The organism is Heyndrickxia coagulans 36D1, from assembly GCF_000169195.2.
GTDB classification, from domain to species: Bacteria; Bacillota; Bacilli; order Bacillales; family Bacillaceae_C; genus Weizmannia; species Weizmannia faecalis.
The window spans coordinates 2,705,167-2,722,454 of sequence record NC_016023.1 but is presented as its reverse complement, the minus strand read 5'-3'; the positions used below and the strand labels follow the sequence as shown (position 1 = coordinate 2,722,454).

The 17,288-nt window shown below is 46.8% G+C and carries 14 protein-coding genes; 4 read left to right on the top strand and 10 right to left on the bottom strand.

Features of this window, described 5'->3' with window-relative positions; all coding sequences use genetic code 11:
* Window positions 1–100 precede the first annotated feature (100 nt).
* The 5 genes from BCOA_RS30120 to refZ all read right to left on the bottom strand — a co-directional run bounded on the left by BCOA_RS30120 (window position 101) and on the right by refZ (window position 5,750).
* Window positions 101–304: an alpha/beta-type small acid-soluble spore protein gene (locus BCOA_RS30120; protein ID WP_013859944.1), complete on the bottom strand. Its 204-nt coding sequence runs from the start codon at window positions 302–304 to the stop codon at window positions 101–103.
* An 88-nt stretch (window positions 305–392) separates the two neighbouring features.
* Window positions 393–1,601: a tRNA uracil 4-sulfurtransferase ThiI gene (thiI, locus tag BCOA_RS30115; protein WP_014097726.1), complete on the bottom strand. Its 1,209-nt coding sequence runs from the start codon at window positions 1,599–1,601 to the stop codon at window positions 393–395.
* Window positions 1,598–2,752 (bottom strand): cysteine desulfurase family protein, encoded by a 1,155-nt coding sequence (locus BCOA_RS30110; RefSeq protein ID WP_014097725.1) that lies wholly within the window; start codon window positions 2,750–2,752, stop codon window positions 1,598–1,600. The genes thiI and BCOA_RS30110 overlap by 4 nt, the downstream gene beginning before the upstream one ends.
* A gap of 366 nt (window positions 2,753–3,118) precedes the next feature.
* On the bottom strand, window positions 3,119–4,819 hold the full coding sequence (gene ezrA, locus BCOA_RS30105; RefSeq protein ID WP_014097724.1) for a septation ring formation regulator EzrA: 1,701 nt from the start codon (window positions 4,817–4,819) through the stop codon (window positions 3,119–3,121).
* A 292-nt stretch (window positions 4,820–5,111) separates the two neighbouring features.
* A complete protein-coding gene (gene refZ / locus BCOA_RS30100) occupies window positions 5,112–5,750 on the bottom strand; it encodes a forespore capture DNA-binding protein RefZ (RefSeq protein ID WP_014097723.1) in 639 nt (212 codons plus the stop codon).
* A 162-nt stretch (window positions 5,751–5,912) separates the two neighbouring features.
* Here refZ and BCOA_RS30095 point away from each other — a divergent pair, with 162 nt between their 5' ends.
* Entirely contained in the window at window positions 5,913–6,392 is a 480-nt protein-coding gene (locus tag BCOA_RS30095) for a GAF domain-containing protein (RefSeq protein WP_014097722.1), read from the top strand.
* A gap of 205 nt (window positions 6,393–6,597) precedes the next feature.
* Here BCOA_RS30095 and BCOA_RS30090 read toward each other — a convergent pair whose 3' ends face one another.
* Entirely contained in the window at window positions 6,598–8,466 is a 1,869-nt protein-coding gene (locus BCOA_RS30090) for a sensor domain-containing diguanylate cyclase (protein ID WP_014097721.1), read from the bottom strand.
* Between the two features lie 499 nt (window positions 8,467–8,965).
* On the opposite strand from BCOA_RS30090, the gene rpsD reads away from it, so the two are divergent.
* A complete protein-coding gene (gene rpsD, locus BCOA_RS30085) occupies window positions 8,966–9,568 on the top strand; it encodes a 30S ribosomal protein S4 (protein ID WP_013859951.1) in 603 nt (200 codons plus the stop codon).
* 201 nt (window positions 9,569–9,769) lie between these two features.
* On the opposite strand, the gene BCOA_RS30080 is transcribed toward rpsD, so the two are convergent.
* Window positions 9,770–10,546, bottom strand: coding sequence for a hypothetical protein (locus BCOA_RS30080; RefSeq protein WP_014097720.1), 777 nt, complete (start codon window positions 10,544–10,546; stop codon window positions 9,770–9,772).
* Between the two features lie 548 nt (window positions 10,547–11,094).
* Here BCOA_RS30080 and BCOA_RS30075 point away from each other — a divergent pair.
* Complete coding sequence (locus BCOA_RS30075) at window positions 11,095–11,532, top strand: helix-turn-helix domain-containing protein (RefSeq protein ID WP_014097719.1); 438 nt, start codon at window positions 11,095–11,097, stop codon at window positions 11,530–11,532.
* A 200-nt stretch (window positions 11,533–11,732) separates the two neighbouring features.
* On the opposite strand, the gene BCOA_RS30070 is transcribed toward BCOA_RS30075, so the two are convergent.
* Both BCOA_RS30070 and pruA read right to left on the bottom strand, forming a co-directional pair.
* Window positions 11,733–12,728, bottom strand: coding sequence for a proline dehydrogenase family protein (locus BCOA_RS30070; protein ID WP_014097718.1), 996 nt, complete (start codon window positions 12,726–12,728; stop codon window positions 11,733–11,735).
* A 16-nt stretch (window positions 12,729–12,744) separates the two neighbouring features.
* Complete coding sequence (gene pruA / locus BCOA_RS30065; protein ID WP_014097717.1) at window positions 12,745–14,292, bottom strand: L-glutamate gamma-semialdehyde dehydrogenase; 1,548 nt, start codon at window positions 14,290–14,292, stop codon at window positions 12,745–12,747.
* 181 nt (window positions 14,293–14,473) lie between these two features.
* Between pruA and BCOA_RS30060 the strand changes: the two genes are divergently transcribed.
* Entirely contained in the window at window positions 14,474–15,847 is a 1,374-nt protein-coding gene (locus tag BCOA_RS30060) for a sigma-54 interaction domain-containing protein (protein ID WP_014097716.1), read from the top strand.
* A gap of 99 nt (window positions 15,848–15,946) precedes the next feature.
* Here the strand turns inward: BCOA_RS30060 and tyrS are convergent, their stop codons facing one another.
* Window positions 15,947–17,206, bottom strand: coding sequence for a tyrosine--tRNA ligase (gene tyrS / locus BCOA_RS30055; protein ID WP_014097715.1), 1,260 nt, complete (start codon window positions 17,204–17,206; stop codon window positions 15,947–15,949).
* Window positions 17,207–17,288: the final 82 nt, after the last annotated feature.

Below are 17,288 nucleotides of genomic sequence, written 5' to 3'. Positions count from 1 at the left end.
TATTATACCTGATATTAAAAAAATATGATACAAATTTACGACAAAAACAAGTAGAAGCGGACCCGATTCAGGCCCGCTTCTTTATCCATTCTTCATTCAGTTATCGGGAAGTACCGCCTAATTGTTGTTCAGCCATCGAAACAAGGCGTTTCGTGATTTCGCCGCCGACAGACCCGTTTGCGCGGGAAGTCGTATCAGCACCAAGGTTTACGCCAAATTCCTGAGCGATTTCGTATTTCATTTGGTCCAGTGCTTGTTCAGCACCGCTTACAAGCAATTGGTTGCTGTTGTTGCTTTGTGCCATGTGTCTCACCTCCTTGTGAGTATAGATTGCGCATAAACACATGGCATCATGTTGTAAGTTTATTGGCGGTGCTGCCAGTTACTGGATTTTATAACAGCTCAGAAAAATCTTCTTCCTGCGCCGTTTCATTTGGTGTAATAAAGACGTCCTCCGTATTTTGCACCGCTTCTTCAATCAATGGTTCCAGTTCGAGGCGGCTTTCGTAAAGACGCGCAAGCTCGAGTTTCGGCCGTGTTTTCGGCGAAGGTGGCGTGAAAATCGTGCAGCAGTCTTCATACGGAAGGCTTGAGATATCGTATGTGCCGATTTTTTGGGCAATATCAATAATGTCCAGCTTATCCATCGAAACAAGCGGCCGCAACACCGGTGTCGTTGTGACGTCATTGATTGCAACCATGCTGTCGAGCGTCTGGCTGGCAACCTGGCCGAGGCTTTCGCCGGTTACAATCGCAAGCCCGTTATGAATTTTACGGAGCCGGTCGGTAATCTCAAGCATCACCCTTCTCTGCACGGTCATCGAATAGCCTTCCGGAACCCCTTTATGGATCGTTTCCTGGATTTTTGTAAAGGGGACAATATGCACTTTCATGGAGCCGCTGTAGGCGGAAATTTTTTGCGCAAGGTCAAGCGCTTTTTGCTTTGCACGCGGGCTTGTAAACGGCGGGCTGTGGAAATGGACCGCTTCCACTTTCACGCCGCGTTTCATCGCGAGGTATCCTGCAACTGGGCTGTCAATACCACCCGAAAGCATGAGCATCGCTTTGCCGGATGCACCGACCGGAAGCCCGCCGGATCCTTTTATCACTTCAGTGGACAAATAAACGCCGTTTTTCCGGACATCCACAAGCAGCTCGATATCCGGCTGTTTTACATTGACTTGAATGCCGTCCAGTTGCTTTAAAATATAGCCGCCGACGAGATGGTTCAAATCATTCGAATTGTATTCAAATGTTTTATCGCCGCGGCGGGCTGACACTTTGAAGGTTTTGCCTTTCGCAAAATTTTGCCGGACGAGTTCGAGCCCCGCCTGCTCGATGTCTTCGAGCTGTTTCCGGGTGCGGACGGCCGGGCTGAACGACTGAATCCCGAAGATCGATTTTAAAATGTCGATGACTTGCCCGCCATCTGCGCCATGTAAAAGCACGTACATGCGGTCGTACAGTGCCTGGACTTCAATGCCGGGAAAAGGCCTGAGCGCTTTTTTGACATTGTCTTTTAAATGGCGGATAAAAAACTGGCGGTTATGCCCTTTTGTCGAAAGTTCCCCGTAACGGATTAAAATGCGGTCATAGTTCATTGATTTCTCCCCAACACTTGTTGTAAATTTGTGATTGTTTGCCTTAATATGCGGATAAAACGTTCCGCTTCTTCCATTGTATTTTCATAAGAAAGGCTCACACGCACCGCCCATTCGGCTTCGTCTTCGGAAACCCCCATGGCAAGAAGCGTGCGGCTCAGTTCCCGCGTTTTAGAAGAACAGGCGCTTGTTGTTGAAATATAAATGCCTTCCTCTTCAAGCGCGTGCACGAGCACTTCACCGCGGATGCCGCGGACGGAAAAATTCAGGATGTGCGGTGCTGAAACAGCCGGATTGGTATGGACGGTTACAGCAGGCATCTCCTGAAGTTTTTCGATCAGGGCATCCCGGATACGGGCCGTTCTTTCTGCCGCCCCTGCTTCAAATTTTTCATGGATCAGGCGGAGCGCTTTGCCGGCTGCAACGATTCCGCCTGTATTTTCGGTGCCGCTGCGCAAGCCGCTCTCCTGGTGCCCGCCGGTTAAAAGCGGCGACAGGCGGAGATTTGCCCGTTTATATAATATCCCGGTTCCCTTTAAGCCATGGCATTTATGCGCGGAAACCGTGCAAAGATCGATGCCGGCCTCACGCAGGGAAAGCGGGACTTTTCCGCAGCCCTGGACATCGTCTGTATGGAACAGGATTTTCGGGTAATGTTTCAGAAGCTGTCCGATTTCTTCCACCGGCTGCACTGTTCCGACTTCGTTATTCACATGCATCACGGAAACAAGAATCGTTTCATCCGTGATGGCCTGTTTTAAATCGTCCAGTTTGATCCTTCCGCTCTTGTCAACCGGCAAATACGTGACGCGAAAGCCCCATTCTTCCAGCTGCCGGCACGTTTCAAAAACAGATGCGTGTTCAACAGCCGTCGTAATGATATGGCGCCCCCTTGAACGGTATGCGAGGGCTGTCCCTTTAATGGCCAGATTATTGCCTTCCGTGCCGCCGGATGTGAAAAAAATTTCGTTCTCGTCTGCGCCGAGAATACCTGCAATTTGCCGTCTTGCCTGCGTGAGAAGTTTCTCTGTACGCGCGCCGAGGCTGTGCAGGGAAGAGGGATTTGCAAAATAGTTTTCCGATGTTTTCACAAAAGCATCCAGCACTTCCGGATAAGGCTTCGTTGTGGCACTGTTGTCAAAGTAAATCATTTGAACACCCTCTGTTGGCATAAAATTGGATCCAAACCTGCATCATTGCTTAATATACCATGCCGGATACCGAACCTACAACCGATATACTCCCGTTATGCAACACCCATTCCGGTCTCCCTGCCGCTTTTTTGCGGCACCGGCTTTAATCTTCAAAATGGGGTGGTAATGGTCCTGCGCCTTCCGCCCGTGCGTGGTTAACCCGTTCAGGCAGAAATGCGTCGCTTAAGGCTCAAAGGTCTTCACCCGTACCTGTTTACCAGGCTAAAGAACCCGGCGTCAAAACGAATGCGTGCGTCCGGCTGAAAGGCATGGAAAAAAGCAAACGAAAAAAACGGGGAGCGCTCCGTATTTTTTCCGTTTGCTTTAAAGTAATTCTTCCGTTTCCAGCATTTTTTCAATTTTTTTCAATGCACCAGGCTCAACCGCCTCCACTGTCGTTGCGGCTTCTTCAAGCGCCTTCTCATAATCATAGCGCCGGAAAGCTACTTCTGCGCGCTCCAGCCCGTCCGCCACTTTCTTATATTTAGCACGGTAACGGTTGCCGTATTGAATCACTTTTTCAGCAAGCTGAACATTTTCCAATAAAGCTTTCGTGCTTTTTTCAAAGTTTCCGACTGCCTGTTCCGCCTCCAGCAGATGGTGGTTGACCCTCTCCATGTTTAGCGGCGTGGCATGGAGGCTGTCGGCAGTATCACGAATCGCGTTCCAGGCCGCTTCATACAGGCTGCGGTACGAGTCCGGCAGCCCGGGGATATTGCTTCTTTCGACAAGGCGGCGCATATCCTGGATTTTCCGCTTCAATCCCGCGATCTTCGCGCGTGCCTCCATTTCTTCCTTCCGCAGGTTCTGCAGAAATTCGTTAAACGTCTTCTGGTCATCCTGCAGTTTTTCAATCTGCCCTTCCATTTCTTTGAGCTGTTCGCTTAACACGGTATAAATCGTTTCGTTTTCGGGAATTTTTACTTCAAGGACCGCCAAACGCGCGGCCAGTTTCTCCAACTGTTTATCGAGTTCAGCAGGAACGGCCATGTTTTCCTCATGCAGCTGGTATGTCTTTTGCACGGATTCTGTTTCTGTTGTGAGGCGCTTGTTTTCTTCCCGTACTTCATCCAGCATATCCTTCACTTCGCGGAAATGCTTGAGCACATAGTTTTTTGCGTACGCTTCTTTTTCTAAAACATCGTAAATCGTTTCTATTCTTTCCTTGATTTCCCGGATGCCTTCCTCGACATCCGCTGTGTCAGCCTGTTCAAGTTGTTTCCGGTAAGCCGATAGCTTTTCTGTAAGCTCCTTCATTTCTTCATCAAACTGCAGGTGATCGAGCGCAAAGCCTTGTGCAGCCATTTCTTTGTAGCCCTCTTTCAATTCAGCAAACTGCATCGGCAAAAGCGATTCCGTTTCCGCCAGCAAATCCGGAATTTTTCCGGCATCCTCCTGCAATGTTTCTGTTTCAGTTTTCAGTTCATCGGCTAATTTCTTTGCCTCCAAATAGTTCCCGGCTTCCGTCAATTCATGGTAACGGACAAATTTCTCCGCCAGGCTGTCCACTCTCAGGTCGAGGCTTTTAATGGCTTTTCCGAATGTATGGCGCCGTGTCAGAAGCTGTTTCTTCAAGTCTTTGAAGATTTTCCCGAGTTCTTCCACTTCTTTCCGGGATTCTTTCTCGGCATCCATCAGTTCATTGACGCCGTCCAGTATATCTTTTATTTTTTGTTCCGCAGTTTGAAGAATCGCCTCTGCTTCCGCCTGTACGGCCTTCGCCTTTTTGAAACGGTATTTGTCAGTGTGCTCCTCGATTTCAAAGAGCTTATCTTCCACTGCCGGCAGTTCCTCGTTTAAAAGGTCCTCCCAGTCTTTGCGCCAGCCTTCAAATAAACTTTCCGCCTCCCCGCCCATATTGAGCCGTTTGACTTTTCCCAGCTCATCGGTGACAGGCCGGTTCATGATTTCAATTTTCCATGCTTCAAGCTTGTCAATCTCTTTGTAAAACTGCCTCCTGATAAAAAAACCGCAAGTCAATAAAACCAGCAATAAAAGAATAGCGCCAATGATGCCATACATCATAAACTTGAAAGCCTCCCGTTCGTCCACAAATCAAACCTTAATATCCGCTCATTATGTATGTATGAATACCGGAACAATCCTTCCCGATACCCACAGGCATGTATGTTTATTTTTATTCTATGATACCATGTAATGACAATATTTGACTATGAAATTCGAGATTTTTCGATTCATTTTGGGGAAGGTTTTTTCCGTACCCACAATAAAAAAAGCCGGCGCTTATTTTTTGCACGTCGGCGGGCTTTTTCGGAAAGCTGCCGGCATTTTAAAAACAGCCAGCCCGCTCCGGCCATTAAAAAGCGGTTTCAAGCAGCAGCGGTTCCGGCTGCGCCCCCGCGTTTTGCCGGATGCTGTCCAGCCATTCGGCAACCGATTTGCCGTATTTTTCGGCAAAATACGGCTCTTCCGGCTGCATGCCCCATACTTCGCGGATATACTGGCTGTTTAAATACGGCATCGACAGCATGCTTTTCAGCTGGATCATGAGAAAGTTCAGTTTGCCCGCCTGGATTCCGGGACCGCACCAGGCTTTGACGAGCTTTTTTAATAAATAACGCTCTTTCATGAAGTAAGTGGACAAAATTTCGCGGACAATTTGCGAATCAATGGTGACTTCCCGCCATACAAATCTGGACAGCAGGTGGTTTTCGCTTTGAAAGTGCAGGATGCGGAAGGCCGCCCGTTTTAATCCATCCTCCGAAAGATTTTGCACTTCTTCTTCAAGGCAGGCAATATACGGTTCAAAAAAGCGGATAAAACACGCTTCCAATAGCCCCTGTTTGCCTTTAAAGTAATAGGAAATATTGGCCGAATTGACTTTTGCGGAAGCCGCAATCGCCCTGATTGTTGTTCCTTTATAGCCCTTCGTATGAAATAAAGCAATCGCCGTATTAAATATTTTTTCTTTTGTTTCACTGCTGTTTCCGTCCATTTGTTCCACCCTTTCCTCTTTTTTGCTTGCCGGGCTTCCCCTTTTGTGTTAAAAATATTCTATTCCGTACTATTCCATATGCCGGGCCGGGGTTCCTTTAAAAACTTTCCGACAAAATCCCGCCCCGTTTTTAAAAAATTTGCTGATGTAAGGATGATGGCGATGTTTCATGCAGAAAATCCCCAGGGAACGAAGAAAGAAAAGTATGATCTTGTCGTAAAACAGCTGATCGCGCTCACAGAAGACGAACCGGATAAAATTGCCAATTTAAGCAATGCTGCAGCGCTGTTAAACCAGTTTCTTGACCGGGTGAACTGGGTCGGGTTTTATTTCGCAAGCGGGGATGAACTCGTCCTCGGGCCGTTCCAAGGTTTGCCAGCTTGTGTACGGCTTCCGTATGGAAAAGGGGTGTGCGGGACAGCCTGGAAAGAAAAACGGGTGCTCCGGGTCGCCGATGTGCAGCAGTTTTCGGGCCATATTGCCTGTGACGCCGCTTCCCAATCCGAAATTGTCGTCCCGCTGATGAAAAACGGTGAAGTGATCGGCGTTTTGGATATCGACAGCCCGGAAAAAAATCGATTTGATGCAGAAGATGAAGCGGGACTGGCAGCTTTTGCCGCAGCGCTGGAAAAAGTGCTGTAAGGCCGGTTTCGCAGGTTGATAAATAAGGAGATAAAAGCATGCCGAGTCCCAAAGGCCGGACGAACTTGGCAGGCAGCAAGGATTAAGCGGCCTGAAGCAGATATTAAAACCATAACCGAATGGATAAAAAATGCCCCCATTGCCGGATCAGGCAATGGGGGTTTTTTAAGGCGGCTGTACAAAAGCAATCAGCTGCAGTGCGCCCTTAATTGGCTTTCATTTCCATATCGCTGATGACCACCTGGTTTTTTCCGAGGCTTTTCGCATGATACAATCCGGCGTCTGCCCTGTTAAAAAGCGATTCCACCGTTTCATTCATCTCTTTATTCCAGTACGACACCCCGCACGAAATGGTAACCGGAGGATTTGTATTTTTCTCAACAGCCGCAAGCACCCTTTTGGCGACCTGCACCCCTGTTTGAAGCGGCACGCCGGGAAGATAAATCGCCATCTCCTCTCCGCCCCATCTTGCTCCGATATCGGTTGAACGAATGTTTTCTTTGATCAGCTTTGCAACCTGGATCAAAATTTCATCCCCGACTTGATGGCCGTATGTGTCATTGACTTTTTTAAAGTCGTCAATATCGAGCAAAATCAGCGTGCCCTGCTCATCTTCACCGATAGAAGTTTCCATCCGGCTGTTCAAGTAATTTTTGGCAAACAGCTGGGTAAGATGGTCGGTGATCACCATTTTTTCAAGCCGCTCGCGAAGCATGGAGTTGGTTAAGGCCATGCCCGATTGATAAATAAGCGACTGAAAAAGTTTGAACCTGTCAAAAGAAAAATGGTAAGGCGCTTCATGAAGAACAAGGCAGAACCCCTTTAAATCATCTTCCTGGATAATCGGGACAGCCATCAGCGAAGAAAAGCGATAGTTTCTGCCGGGAAAACGCTGGTTTAAGTTGCTGATAAACAGGGATTCTTTCGTATCAGCAAAAGAACGGTTTGCAAAATCAAGATACCGGATGCCTTCCTTTTCTTCAAAAATGGGGCTGCTGCCTTCAAGCAGGTCCATTTTTCCATTCTCCATCATCACGAACCCGATTGCCTGGGTATTAAATGAACTGGAGATCTGCTCCATTAAAAAATCGACGGTTTCTTTTAAATTCGCGCTTTTATTTAACTGGCGGGAAACCGAATTGATCAGGCGGAGTTCTTCAATGGACTGCATCGACTGCTGGTACAGCTTGGCGTTTTCAAGCGCACTTCCCGCCGTATTGGCGAGCAGGCTGATAAATTCCAGATCGCTGCGGTTAAATTCATAGTTTGCAAAAGTGATGACCTGCAGCACGCCGTACACGCCTTGCTTTCCCCTTAGCGGCGCATAAAGCATCGTTTCGTTTGTCCGCCATACCGTGGCAAGATGGACCTGGCCGTTTACATATGATTCGAGCGCCATTTCGTCGACTGCATCATATTGCAGCGATTTGATCGGCAAATCAAGATTGTGGTGATAATCGTCCGACAGCATTAAGGTGTATTCAAAAACCGGATACAGCCTTTTCAGCGTGTAAATGATTTCTGCAAGGATCGTATCCGTATCCATGGAAGAATGGAATTTTCCGGTCACTTGGAATAATTCGATGTAACGCTTTCTGTCGGCTTCAACAACAGACAACTCATACTTCAGCTGCAGGAAGTTCCGGCTTTCCCTGACAAACGCCTGCAAATCCGCGTCAGACAGCTCCCCGAACATCCTGTTTGGAATGGAAAGAAGCAGGCAGCCATCCTCCATGTTTTTTTCCGGAATAAAAAAGGCAATGTTAAACTGTTTTAAATAAGGATCCTTTTGCAGTTTCCCATTTGTGACAACCTGGGAGGCTGTTTTTAAAGCTTTAATTTTTCCGGAAGGCACGACAAGTTCGACGTCATGCCGGAAAGGATTATAAAAGCCGCATATTTTGTAAAACTTTGTGTTTTCGCTATCCGGCTTATAATACACGATATGATCAGCGCTGAGCACTTCTGCCACGACCGCCACCCAGTCATCCAGGCTACTTGCTGTCTCAAGATTCATTAAATCCAGTAAACGGGACTTATAATATAGGATTAAATGATTTTCTTTCTTTTCCATTTCCTAATCACCCTGACCCTGTTTCCGTATAAAAGCGAAAAACGCATAAAAAGCGCGAGCCTTGAAAATGAAGAATATTAAAACAAAAAACTGCACGGGAGACGTAAAAATGTTAAAAACCGGTCAAATTAATACCATTATAATGCAAAAGAACTATAAATGTACAGTCTGCCTAACCGATATACTGTATATATTGTGTCTTAAGGCCTGTTATGAAGCCGCGCGAACGGAATGTGAAAATTTTTTGTCGCAACACAGACCAATTTGCATTTGTTGTTGACTTTTTATCTTTGAAAACATATAATCAACGTTGTGTAAAATAATGCAGCCTTATTGGACGGCTTTGTGTTTGTATTTTGTTCCTTGCCTGAATGCAAGGTGTATCGTGTAACCCTCTGCTGCTGGGGCGATGGTACATGAAAACAAAATACGCATGAAGAAGTGTCCATGATATCTGTTTTTATTTTACAACAAAATAAAAACAAAGGAGGAGTCTTTCATGGCTCGTTATACAGGTCCAAGCTGGAAATTGTCCCGCCGTCTCGGGATTTCTTTAAGCGGTACCGGAAAAGAATTGGAGAAGCGTCCTTATGCACCTGGACAGCACGGCCCGAATCAGCGCAGAAAATTGTCTGAATATGGCTTGCAATTACAGGAAAAACAAAAGCTTCGCCATATGTACGGCTTAAATGAACGCCAATTCCACAACACTTTCCTGAAAGCTGGCAAAATGCAAGGGAAACACGGTGAAAATTTCATGGTTCTTTTGGAATCACGCCTTGATAACCTTGTTTACCGTCTCGGTTTGGCTCGCACACGCCGCCAAGCACGCCAGCTCGTAAACCATGGGCATATTCTTGTTGACGGCAAACGCGTCGATATCCCGTCTTACCGTGTAGAACCGGGGCAAACGATCGGCGTGCGCGAAAAATCCCGCAACTTGGATGTCATCAAAGAAGCGATCGAAACGACAACTTTTGTGCCGGATTACCTTTCTTTTGATGCAGACAAGCTTGAAGGGACTTACAGCCGCCTCCCTGAACGCTCGGAACTGCCGGCTGAAATTAACGAATCGTTAATCGTTGAGTTCTATTCCAGGTAATATGTAAACCCCCGAAACCGCTCTGGTTCCGGGGTTTTTTTATATTCTGAGACACAAATTTATAAACAGGTGAAAAATTAGCCAACAGAAAGATATGGCCCCCAGACTTCCAAGCCCCCCCTGTTAATCGAGGATCATAAAAAAACCACTGCATCCCATTTTCCCGGATGGCATTCCCGGTTTGGAGCATCTGGTTTTGGTTTATGATGATGCTTCGGGAAAACTGGGAGATCCAGCACTTGGCAGTGAATTAGCCAATTTTATGATTTCGCTTTCAGACAAATCACCATAGATCCAAATCAGTTTTTCCTGGTCAAAATAATAAAACAAGGATTGCGTTTTCGATCGAGTATTTACAAAAGCCTCATCGCCCTTAAACGGAATAGTTTTCGTTCCTTCACGCATGGAAAAGGAAAATTGGGGATACAGTGCAATCATGACTGTTCTTTTCCCGTCTGTGATGTTCCATATCGATTTTCCATCAAAATCCGAGGTGATTACAGCATATTTTTGCATAGGAAGCGTTAAACCTTTAACATGATCTTCCAAACGATCAATAGGGGCATCTGTCACGTTTTTTATTCCCCACTTACCGTCATGAAAGGACAGGGCAAACAGATTCAATCTTGAATCTTTAAGTTTTGGTACTTTGGTTGCTACGACCGCTTCGCTTCCCAAATGGGTTTCCCATAATATATTCTTCTTAGAAGGAACAACATCTTTTTCATCTGAAAACTTCCATTTAACCACATGGGTAACGGTATCGAGCGGTGTTTGCTGTTCGTCTTTTGGTGCCTCAGTCATCCTCATTTGGTCAAGACTAAGGGACGCCGCTTGGCTATTCTCCTTGGCCTTGGTGTGGTTTGGCTGTATTTCATGCTTCACCTGGTTACCGGTATGACTTGCTGAACAACCGTTTAATAAAATGGGAAGCATCACAAAAATTGAACAAGCATGTCTAAAAATTGGCCGTGTCATGGTCATTGCCCCTCATCTTTCATTTTCGGAATACCCGCGGCGGGCTTTATGATTCTTTTTTCAATATTCAAATCCATTGTATAGAAAAAAATCCCCAAAAGTCCACATCATTTATTCGACAAATAGCGGGACGGTCAAAAGGATGGAAAAATGACCATCGATATTTTTTCGCCTTCGTTACAGCATACGGGCAGGTGCGTTTAATCCTCACTCCTCTTTTTCAGGCAATCTTTCCGGTTTGTCTAACCGTGATAAGGCCCTGACTTCCAGTCACGAGCGAGAAAATCCACGGATAAGTCTGCACCAATCATTAGCAATACATCGGGGGCATAATGATTACAAAAAATCAAATGTTTTAACGCTTTAGTTGATCTCACAGGGATCTTGAGATAAATTAAATATAACATTAATGTGAAGTTAACATATAGATTAATAATACTTTTGAGCCAAAAGGAATCGTGAAAATTGTAAAGTGAGTTAAAACAAACTTGTTTCAAAAATAATATACCAAAAAGGAGCAGAGCTAAATTTAAGTGAGGGGTCATTCAATGATTAAAACTGAGCGTGCTTATAAAGAGGCTGTAGAAAAGCTAAAACAAGACAGGGAATTTATTGAGTCAGAAAAGTTGAGTTTTAAAGATATGGGGCTCACCCAAGAACAAATTGATCTCGCCATCCAACCTTATATATCTTTTCACGAACAACTCAAAGAAGAAGTGGACTATTATGAAAGAATCAAGCGGGGAGAGTTCGACACTGTCATTAATTTACGGAACATCGGCAGAACTTTAATTGCATACAGAATATATATTGGCATGTCCCAAGCCGAATTGACAGAGAAACTGGGAGTGGCCCCGTCTCAAGTATCAAGGGATGAAAGAAATGAATACTATGGCGCTACGATTGAACGTATACGTGATGTAATGGAAGCAATGAACATGTTTTCGATTACAAAAATTGAACCGAAAGAAGTCCAATCTGCATAATTGGGTTGTTCCAAACTGGAAAGTCCTTAACCGTGCGGGAAAATAAACAAAGAGGCGTCCGTGCCATTGGTTTCCACCGTTGCGGCACAATTTACTGATCGCTTGCCCATGCCGGGTTGGGCATGGCAGAAATGCAGATCAACGGGATGAGATAGAAAAGGCCGCTCTGGGAATGGTTGCTTTGCGGAGCGGCCTTTTTCTTATTTCTTCCTTTTGCGTCTCCACAGCATGAAAAGCGAGGCTGTCAGGGCGGCGGTGAGAAGCGGTTCTTTTTTCAATTTGTTGTCTTTTGTATACAGTGCATCCTTTACAATCAGGTTCAAATTTTGTGGGCGTTCGGCAAGGCGCCGCATATAATAGCCGAACCAGTCATTTCCGAACGGCATGTACGTCGTGAAATGGTATTTTTTCGCCAGTTCATACTGCATCTCCTGGCGAAATCCGTACAGCATCTGAAACTCAAACCGGCTGTGCGGGATTTGGTTTTCTTCAATAAATGCTTCCAGTTCGCGAATGATGTGGTGGTCATGGGTGGCAATGGACGTATATGCCTCGCCGAGCAGCCGTTTTTTTACAAGCTTTACATAGTTCCGGTCAATTTCCGCTTTTGACTGAAAAGCGGCTGTCTCGCTTTCTTTGTAAGCGCCCTTTACAATCCTGAGCCGGACATCCTTCAGTTCATCCATAACCGCTTCGGCGTTGCGCAAATACGCCTGGATGACTGTCCCGACATTTTGGTACGTTTCAAGCAGGGTTTTCAACACCTCTATTGTAGCATGAAAATGGGTATAATCTTCCATGTCAATATTGATAAAAATCCCGTATGCTGCTGCACGCGTCAAAATGTCTTCCATATTTTGCAGGCAGAACGCACGGTCAATATCAAGCCCGAGCTGGGTCAGTTTCACCGAGATATGGCAATCCAGGTTCTCCTCATGAATCCTGTCCAGCATTTGCAGAATGCGCTGTTTCGCCGACTCCGCTTCCGCTTTTTCAGATACGAATTCGCCCAGATTGTCAACGGTACAGCTGATTCCACGGGCATTCATTTCCCGGATGGTCCGGGTGACGGAATCAATATCCGTCCCCGCCACAAATTTTTCAGCACCGAACCGGAAACCCCATTTTTGTGCACTTTTATTTAAAAACCTGCTGTTTGAAAGGCCGATGAAAAAATCCCTCGTCAAATTTGCCATATCGCCTTTCCTCCCGTTAAAACATTTCCGATACAGACTTTGCTTCCATAAACAGCTTCAAATAATCCGGGCCGCCCGCTTTCGAATCGGTACCGGACATTTTAAAACCGCCGAACGGCTGGTAACCGACAACGGCCGCCGTGCATCCCCGGTTAAAATACAGGTTGCCGACATGGAATTCGTACCGGGCGCGTTCCAAATGCTCCCTGTTTTTCGAAATGACGGCGCCTGTCAGCCCGTATTCCGTATTATTGGCAATTTCAAGCAGTTCGTCAAAATCTTTTCCTTTCGCAAAAGCGACAACCGGCCCGAAAATTTCTTCCTGCATGATCCGTGCCTTTGGATTTACATCTTTAAAAATCGCCGGGTAAACGAAAAATCCTTTTTCGCCATCCGTTTCCCCGCCAAAGACGAGTTTGCCCTCTTCTTTGCCGATTTCTATATAACTTTTAATCTTGTTAAACTGCTTTTCGTTAATGACAGCACCCATGTACACATTTTCTTCGGACGGGTCGCCGACGGTTACGTTTTTCGCAAGGGCGATCGCCTTTTCGAGCACTTCTTCATATACGTCTTCATGTACGACTGCCCGCGAGCAGGCTGAACATTTCTGGCCGGAAAAACCGAATGCCGACTGGACAATCGCATCTGCGGCGAGATCGAGATCCGCTTCTTTATCGACAATAATCGTATCTTTGCCGCCCATTTCAGCAACGACCCGTTTTAAAAAGTGCTGGTCCTTCTGCACTTTCGCAGCCCGTTCATAAATGCGCAGGCCCGTTGCTTTGGAACCCGTAAAGTTAATCCAATGGGCAGACGGATGATCCACCAGGTAATCGCCGATTTCTGCCGGATCGCCCGGCACAAACTGGAGCACGCCTTTCGGAACCCCCGCTTCTTCCAAAATTTCAACGAGTTTGTATGCAATAACAGGCGTGCTTTCCGAAGGCTTCAGCAGAACCGGGTTCCCGGCAACAAGCGGGGCAACCGTCGTGCCGCAAACAATGGCGAAAGCAAAATTCCACGGCGGAATGGTCACCCCCGGCCCCATCGGCTGATAAAAATAAGTGTTGTGCTCATTTTCACGCTGTTCCATTTCCTGCCCCTTTGCAAGCTCAAGCATCTGGCGGCCGTAGTATTCCAAAAAGTCGATTCCTTCCGCCGTATCCCCGTCCGCCTGGCTCCACGGCTTGCCGGCATCAAACACAAGCCACGCCGACAGCTCATGTTTGCGGCGGCGCGCAATCGCAGCGGCTTTGAACAGCACATTCGCCCGCGCTTCGGGTGCCATTTTCCGCCAGCTGCGAAATGCCTCATTGGCGCCTTCGAAAGCTTTGTCAACCAGTTCTTTCGATGCTTTCGAAACTTTCCCGACAACCTGTTCTTTATTCGCAGGATTGACGGATACGAGCTTATCCTCTGTAAAAATCCGTTCTCCGTTTATTACAAGCGGGTACTCCTTCCCGAGTTCCGCACGCACTTTTTCAAGTGCCGCTTGAAACGCCTGTACGTTTTCAGGCTGGTTAAAATCCGTTAATGGTTCATGTTTAAAAGGCAAGACCAATGAAAAAACCTCCTTCATCCTCGTTCTGGCTTAATACCATGCAAGAATCATGCCAACTTCCGGAACATCCCTGTTTCCCTATATCCGCAAAAAAATAAACCGTTTTCTATGTACAATATATTTACACAATTGTAAATCGAATGTACAATACCTTTACACGACAAAGGGGAGGAAGACGGAAATGGCAAATGAACTGTCTTATTTGCAGGCGGTATTATCGGCGGAAAATGATGCGATTACGATCGTAAACGAAAAAAAGGAAGTCATTTATTGGAATGATGCCGCCGTCCGGACCTACAATATTCCAAAAGAAATGATCTTAACCAAAAAAATTACCGATTTTTTTCGCGATGATGATTTAATGGTGCTCAAAGTGCTGCGGACAAAAGCCCGTATTACCGACCAATATCATCGGCCCCGCCCCGACAAGCATGTCGTCGTCAATGCGCGGCCCATTTTTGACAACCGCGGCAGGCTGATCGGCGCGGTATCCGTGGAACGCGATATCACCCAGATTGTTAGGCTGAACGACAATCTCGTCTCCACTTCCATAGAACTGAATGAACTGCGCCAAAAAATGTACACAAGCTATGAAGAAACGCCTTTTTCCAAATTAAAGGGGAAAAGCCGCGCGCTCCGGGATACGATCCAAATTGCGGCGAAAGCGGCGAAAACGGATGCCGTCACGCTTATTCTCGGCGAGTCCGGCACCGGGAAAGAAATATGCGCGCGCGCCATCCATGAAGCAAGCGCGCGGAAAAACGGCCCTTTTATTCCGGTGAACTGCGGCTCGATCCCTTCCGCCCTGTTTGAAAGCGAATTATTCGGCTATGAACCAGGCACGTTTACGGGTGCGGAGAAAAAAGGAAAAGCGGGAAAAATTGAAGAAGCGGACGGGGGTACGCTGTTTTTGGACGAAATCGGCGAACTGCCGCTAGATATGCAGGTGAAGCTGCTGCGCGTGCTGCAGGAAAAAGTGATTTACCGCATTGGCGACGCTTCGGGCAGGAAAATCAATGTCCGTTTTATTGCCGCCACCAACCAAGACATTGAAAAAATGATGAAAGAAAAGACATTCAGGTCGGACCTTTATTACCGGTTAAATGTTATTCAAATTACGATGCCGCCATTAAGGGTGCGCACAGACGATATTCCTGTCCTCGCCCGCTACTTTCTGAAACAATTTGCCGTCCAGTACAAGATGCCTGAACCGGAACTCGCCCCTGATGCCCTTTCTTTCCTGCAAGCGTATCATTGGCCAGGGAATGTCCGGGAGCTCCGGAATTTAATGGAACGGATGGTGATCCTATCAGAAAAGCCGTTTATTGACCGCGCCTCCCTTCTCCGCTTTTTCCAGGGAAATGAAACCCAACCGTCCGGAAGTGCCATCCCGGAAAGCGGCACTTTGCCTGTGGAAAAAGAAAATATGGAAAAACAGCTCATTGAAAAAGCATTGCGCAAAGCAGGCGGGAACAAATCCGCCGCAGCAAAAGAACTGGGCATTTCAAGGGTCACCTTGTATCAGAAGTTGAAAAAATTTGGAATTGGGAGCTGACTTCCGGCGGGAAAAACGAAAAGAGAAAGGCAAGTCGCAATTGGAACCATAAAAAAGGGATGCACATTTTAGGCATCTCCATTGTGCATCCCTTTATCCTCAATGTTTAATTAAAAAGTATTTTTTCTTTCCCCTTCTAATGACGGTAAATTCGCCGCCGATTTTATCCTGTTCCCCTAACGCATAGCCGAGATCCGTTATGCGGTCACCGTTTACGTAAATGGCGCCGTTTTGGATATCTTCGCGTGCCTGGCGTTTTGACGGGGAGATTTTGGCGGCAACGAGCAACTCCACAAGCTGCTTTTGTTCTTCGCTTTCAAGCTGGAATGACGGAACATCTTTAAATCCCTGCTTCATTTCTTCAGCCGACAGTTTCTTCACATTGCCGCTGAACAATGCTTCCGTAATATTCAAAGCCTGCTGCAATGCTTCCTCCCCATGGATCAGTTTTGTCATTTCCGCGGCCAGCGCTTTTTGGGCTTTGCGGAGATGCGGTTCGGTTTCAACCGATTTTTCCAGCTCTTCGATTTCTTCTTTTGGCAAGAAGGTGAAGTACTTCAAGTATTTTACGACATCGAGGTCAGCCGTGTTGACCCAGAACTGGTAAAACTCATATGGCGATGTTTTCTCGGCATCGAGCCAGACTGCGCCGCTTTCTGTTTTCCCGAATTTTGTGCCGTCCGCTTTTGTGACAAGCGGAATGGTAAGCCCGAAAGCTTTTTCTCCTTCCGGTTCGAGCTTGCGGATCAGCTCAAGGCCGCTTGTAATATTGCCCCACTGGTCGCTTCCGCCGATTTGCAGGCGGCAGTTGTATTGTTTATACAAGTTAAAGTAATCGACGGCCTGGAGGATTGTATATGTAAATTCCGTAAACGAAATACCGGTTTCAAGCCGTGATGCGATCGTGTCTTTTGCAAGCATGTAGTTGATGCCGATATGCTTTCCGTAATCACGCAGGAAAGTAACGAGATCCATCGAGCCGTGCCAGTCATAGTTATTGACCATGATGGCGCCTGACTCGCCGTCAAAATCAAAAAAGCGTTCCAGCTGTTTTTTCAATGCTTCGCCGTTTTGCTTGACCTTTTCAACTGTTAACAGCTTTCTTTCTTCCTTCTTGCCGCTCGGGTCGCCGATCATGCCGGTTGCACCGCCGAGCACGACAATCGGCCGGTGTCCCGCTTGCTGGAAACGGCGCAGCGTCAGGTACGGGAGCAGATGCCCGATATGCATGCTGTCGCCTGTCGGGTCAATCCCGCAATACAGGGTCACTTTCCGGTTTTGAAGCAACTCCGCGAGCCCTTCTTCGTCTGTTTGCTGGTAAATGATCCCCCGCCATTTTAAATCTTCAAGTAAATCCATTTAAAATCCCACTCCTTTTTTATGTAGCCTCTGGTGCCGGCATCTTTCAGGTTCCAAGTGCCCTACTTAACGATGATGGGAT

What these genes read in the sequence shown, in the direction of transcription:
- BCOA_RS30120 (WP_013859944.1), bottom strand. Translation starts at nt 304, where the DNA reads ATGGCACAAAGCAACAACAGCAACCAATTGCTTGTAAGCGGTGCTGAA.
- thiI (WP_014097726.1), bottom strand. Translation starts at nt 1,601, where the DNA reads ATGAACTATGACCGCATTTTAATCCGTTACGGGGAACTTTCGACAAAA.
- BCOA_RS30110 (WP_014097725.1), bottom strand. Translation starts at nt 2,752, where the DNA reads ATGATTTACTTTGACAACAGTGCCACAACGAAGCCTTATCCGGAAGTG.
- ezrA (WP_014097724.1), bottom strand. Translation starts at nt 4,819, where the DNA reads ATGATGTATGGCATCATTGGCGCTATTCTTTTATTGCTGGTTTTATTG.
- refZ (WP_014097723.1), bottom strand. Translation starts at nt 5,750, where the DNA reads ATGGACGGAAACAGCAGTGAAACAAAAGAAAAAATATTTAATACGGCG.
- BCOA_RS30095 (WP_014097722.1), top strand. Translation starts at nt 5,913, where the DNA reads ATGTTTCATGCAGAAAATCCCCAGGGAACGAAGAAAGAAAAGTATGAT.
- BCOA_RS30090 (WP_014097721.1), bottom strand. Translation starts at nt 8,466, where the DNA reads ATGGAAAAGAAAGAAAATCATTTAATCCTATATTATAAGTCCCGTTTA.
- rpsD (WP_013859951.1), top strand. Translation starts at nt 8,966, where the DNA reads ATGGCTCGTTATACAGGTCCAAGCTGGAAATTGTCCCGCCGTCTCGGG.
- BCOA_RS30080 (WP_014097720.1), bottom strand. Translation starts at nt 10,546, where the DNA reads ATGACACGGCCAATTTTTAGACATGCTTGTTCAATTTTTGTGATGCTT.
- BCOA_RS30075 (WP_014097719.1), top strand. Translation starts at nt 11,095, where the DNA reads ATGATTAAAACTGAGCGTGCTTATAAAGAGGCTGTAGAAAAGCTAAAA.
- BCOA_RS30070 (WP_014097718.1), bottom strand. Translation starts at nt 12,728, where the DNA reads ATGGCAAATTTGACGAGGGATTTTTTCATCGGCCTTTCAAACAGCAGG.
- BCOA_RS30060 (WP_014097716.1), top strand. Translation starts at nt 14,474, where the DNA reads ATGGCAAATGAACTGTCTTATTTGCAGGCGGTATTATCGGCGGAAAAT.
- tyrS (WP_014097715.1), bottom strand. Translation starts at nt 17,206, where the DNA reads ATGGATTTACTTGAAGATTTAAAATGGCGGGGGATCATTTACCAGCAA.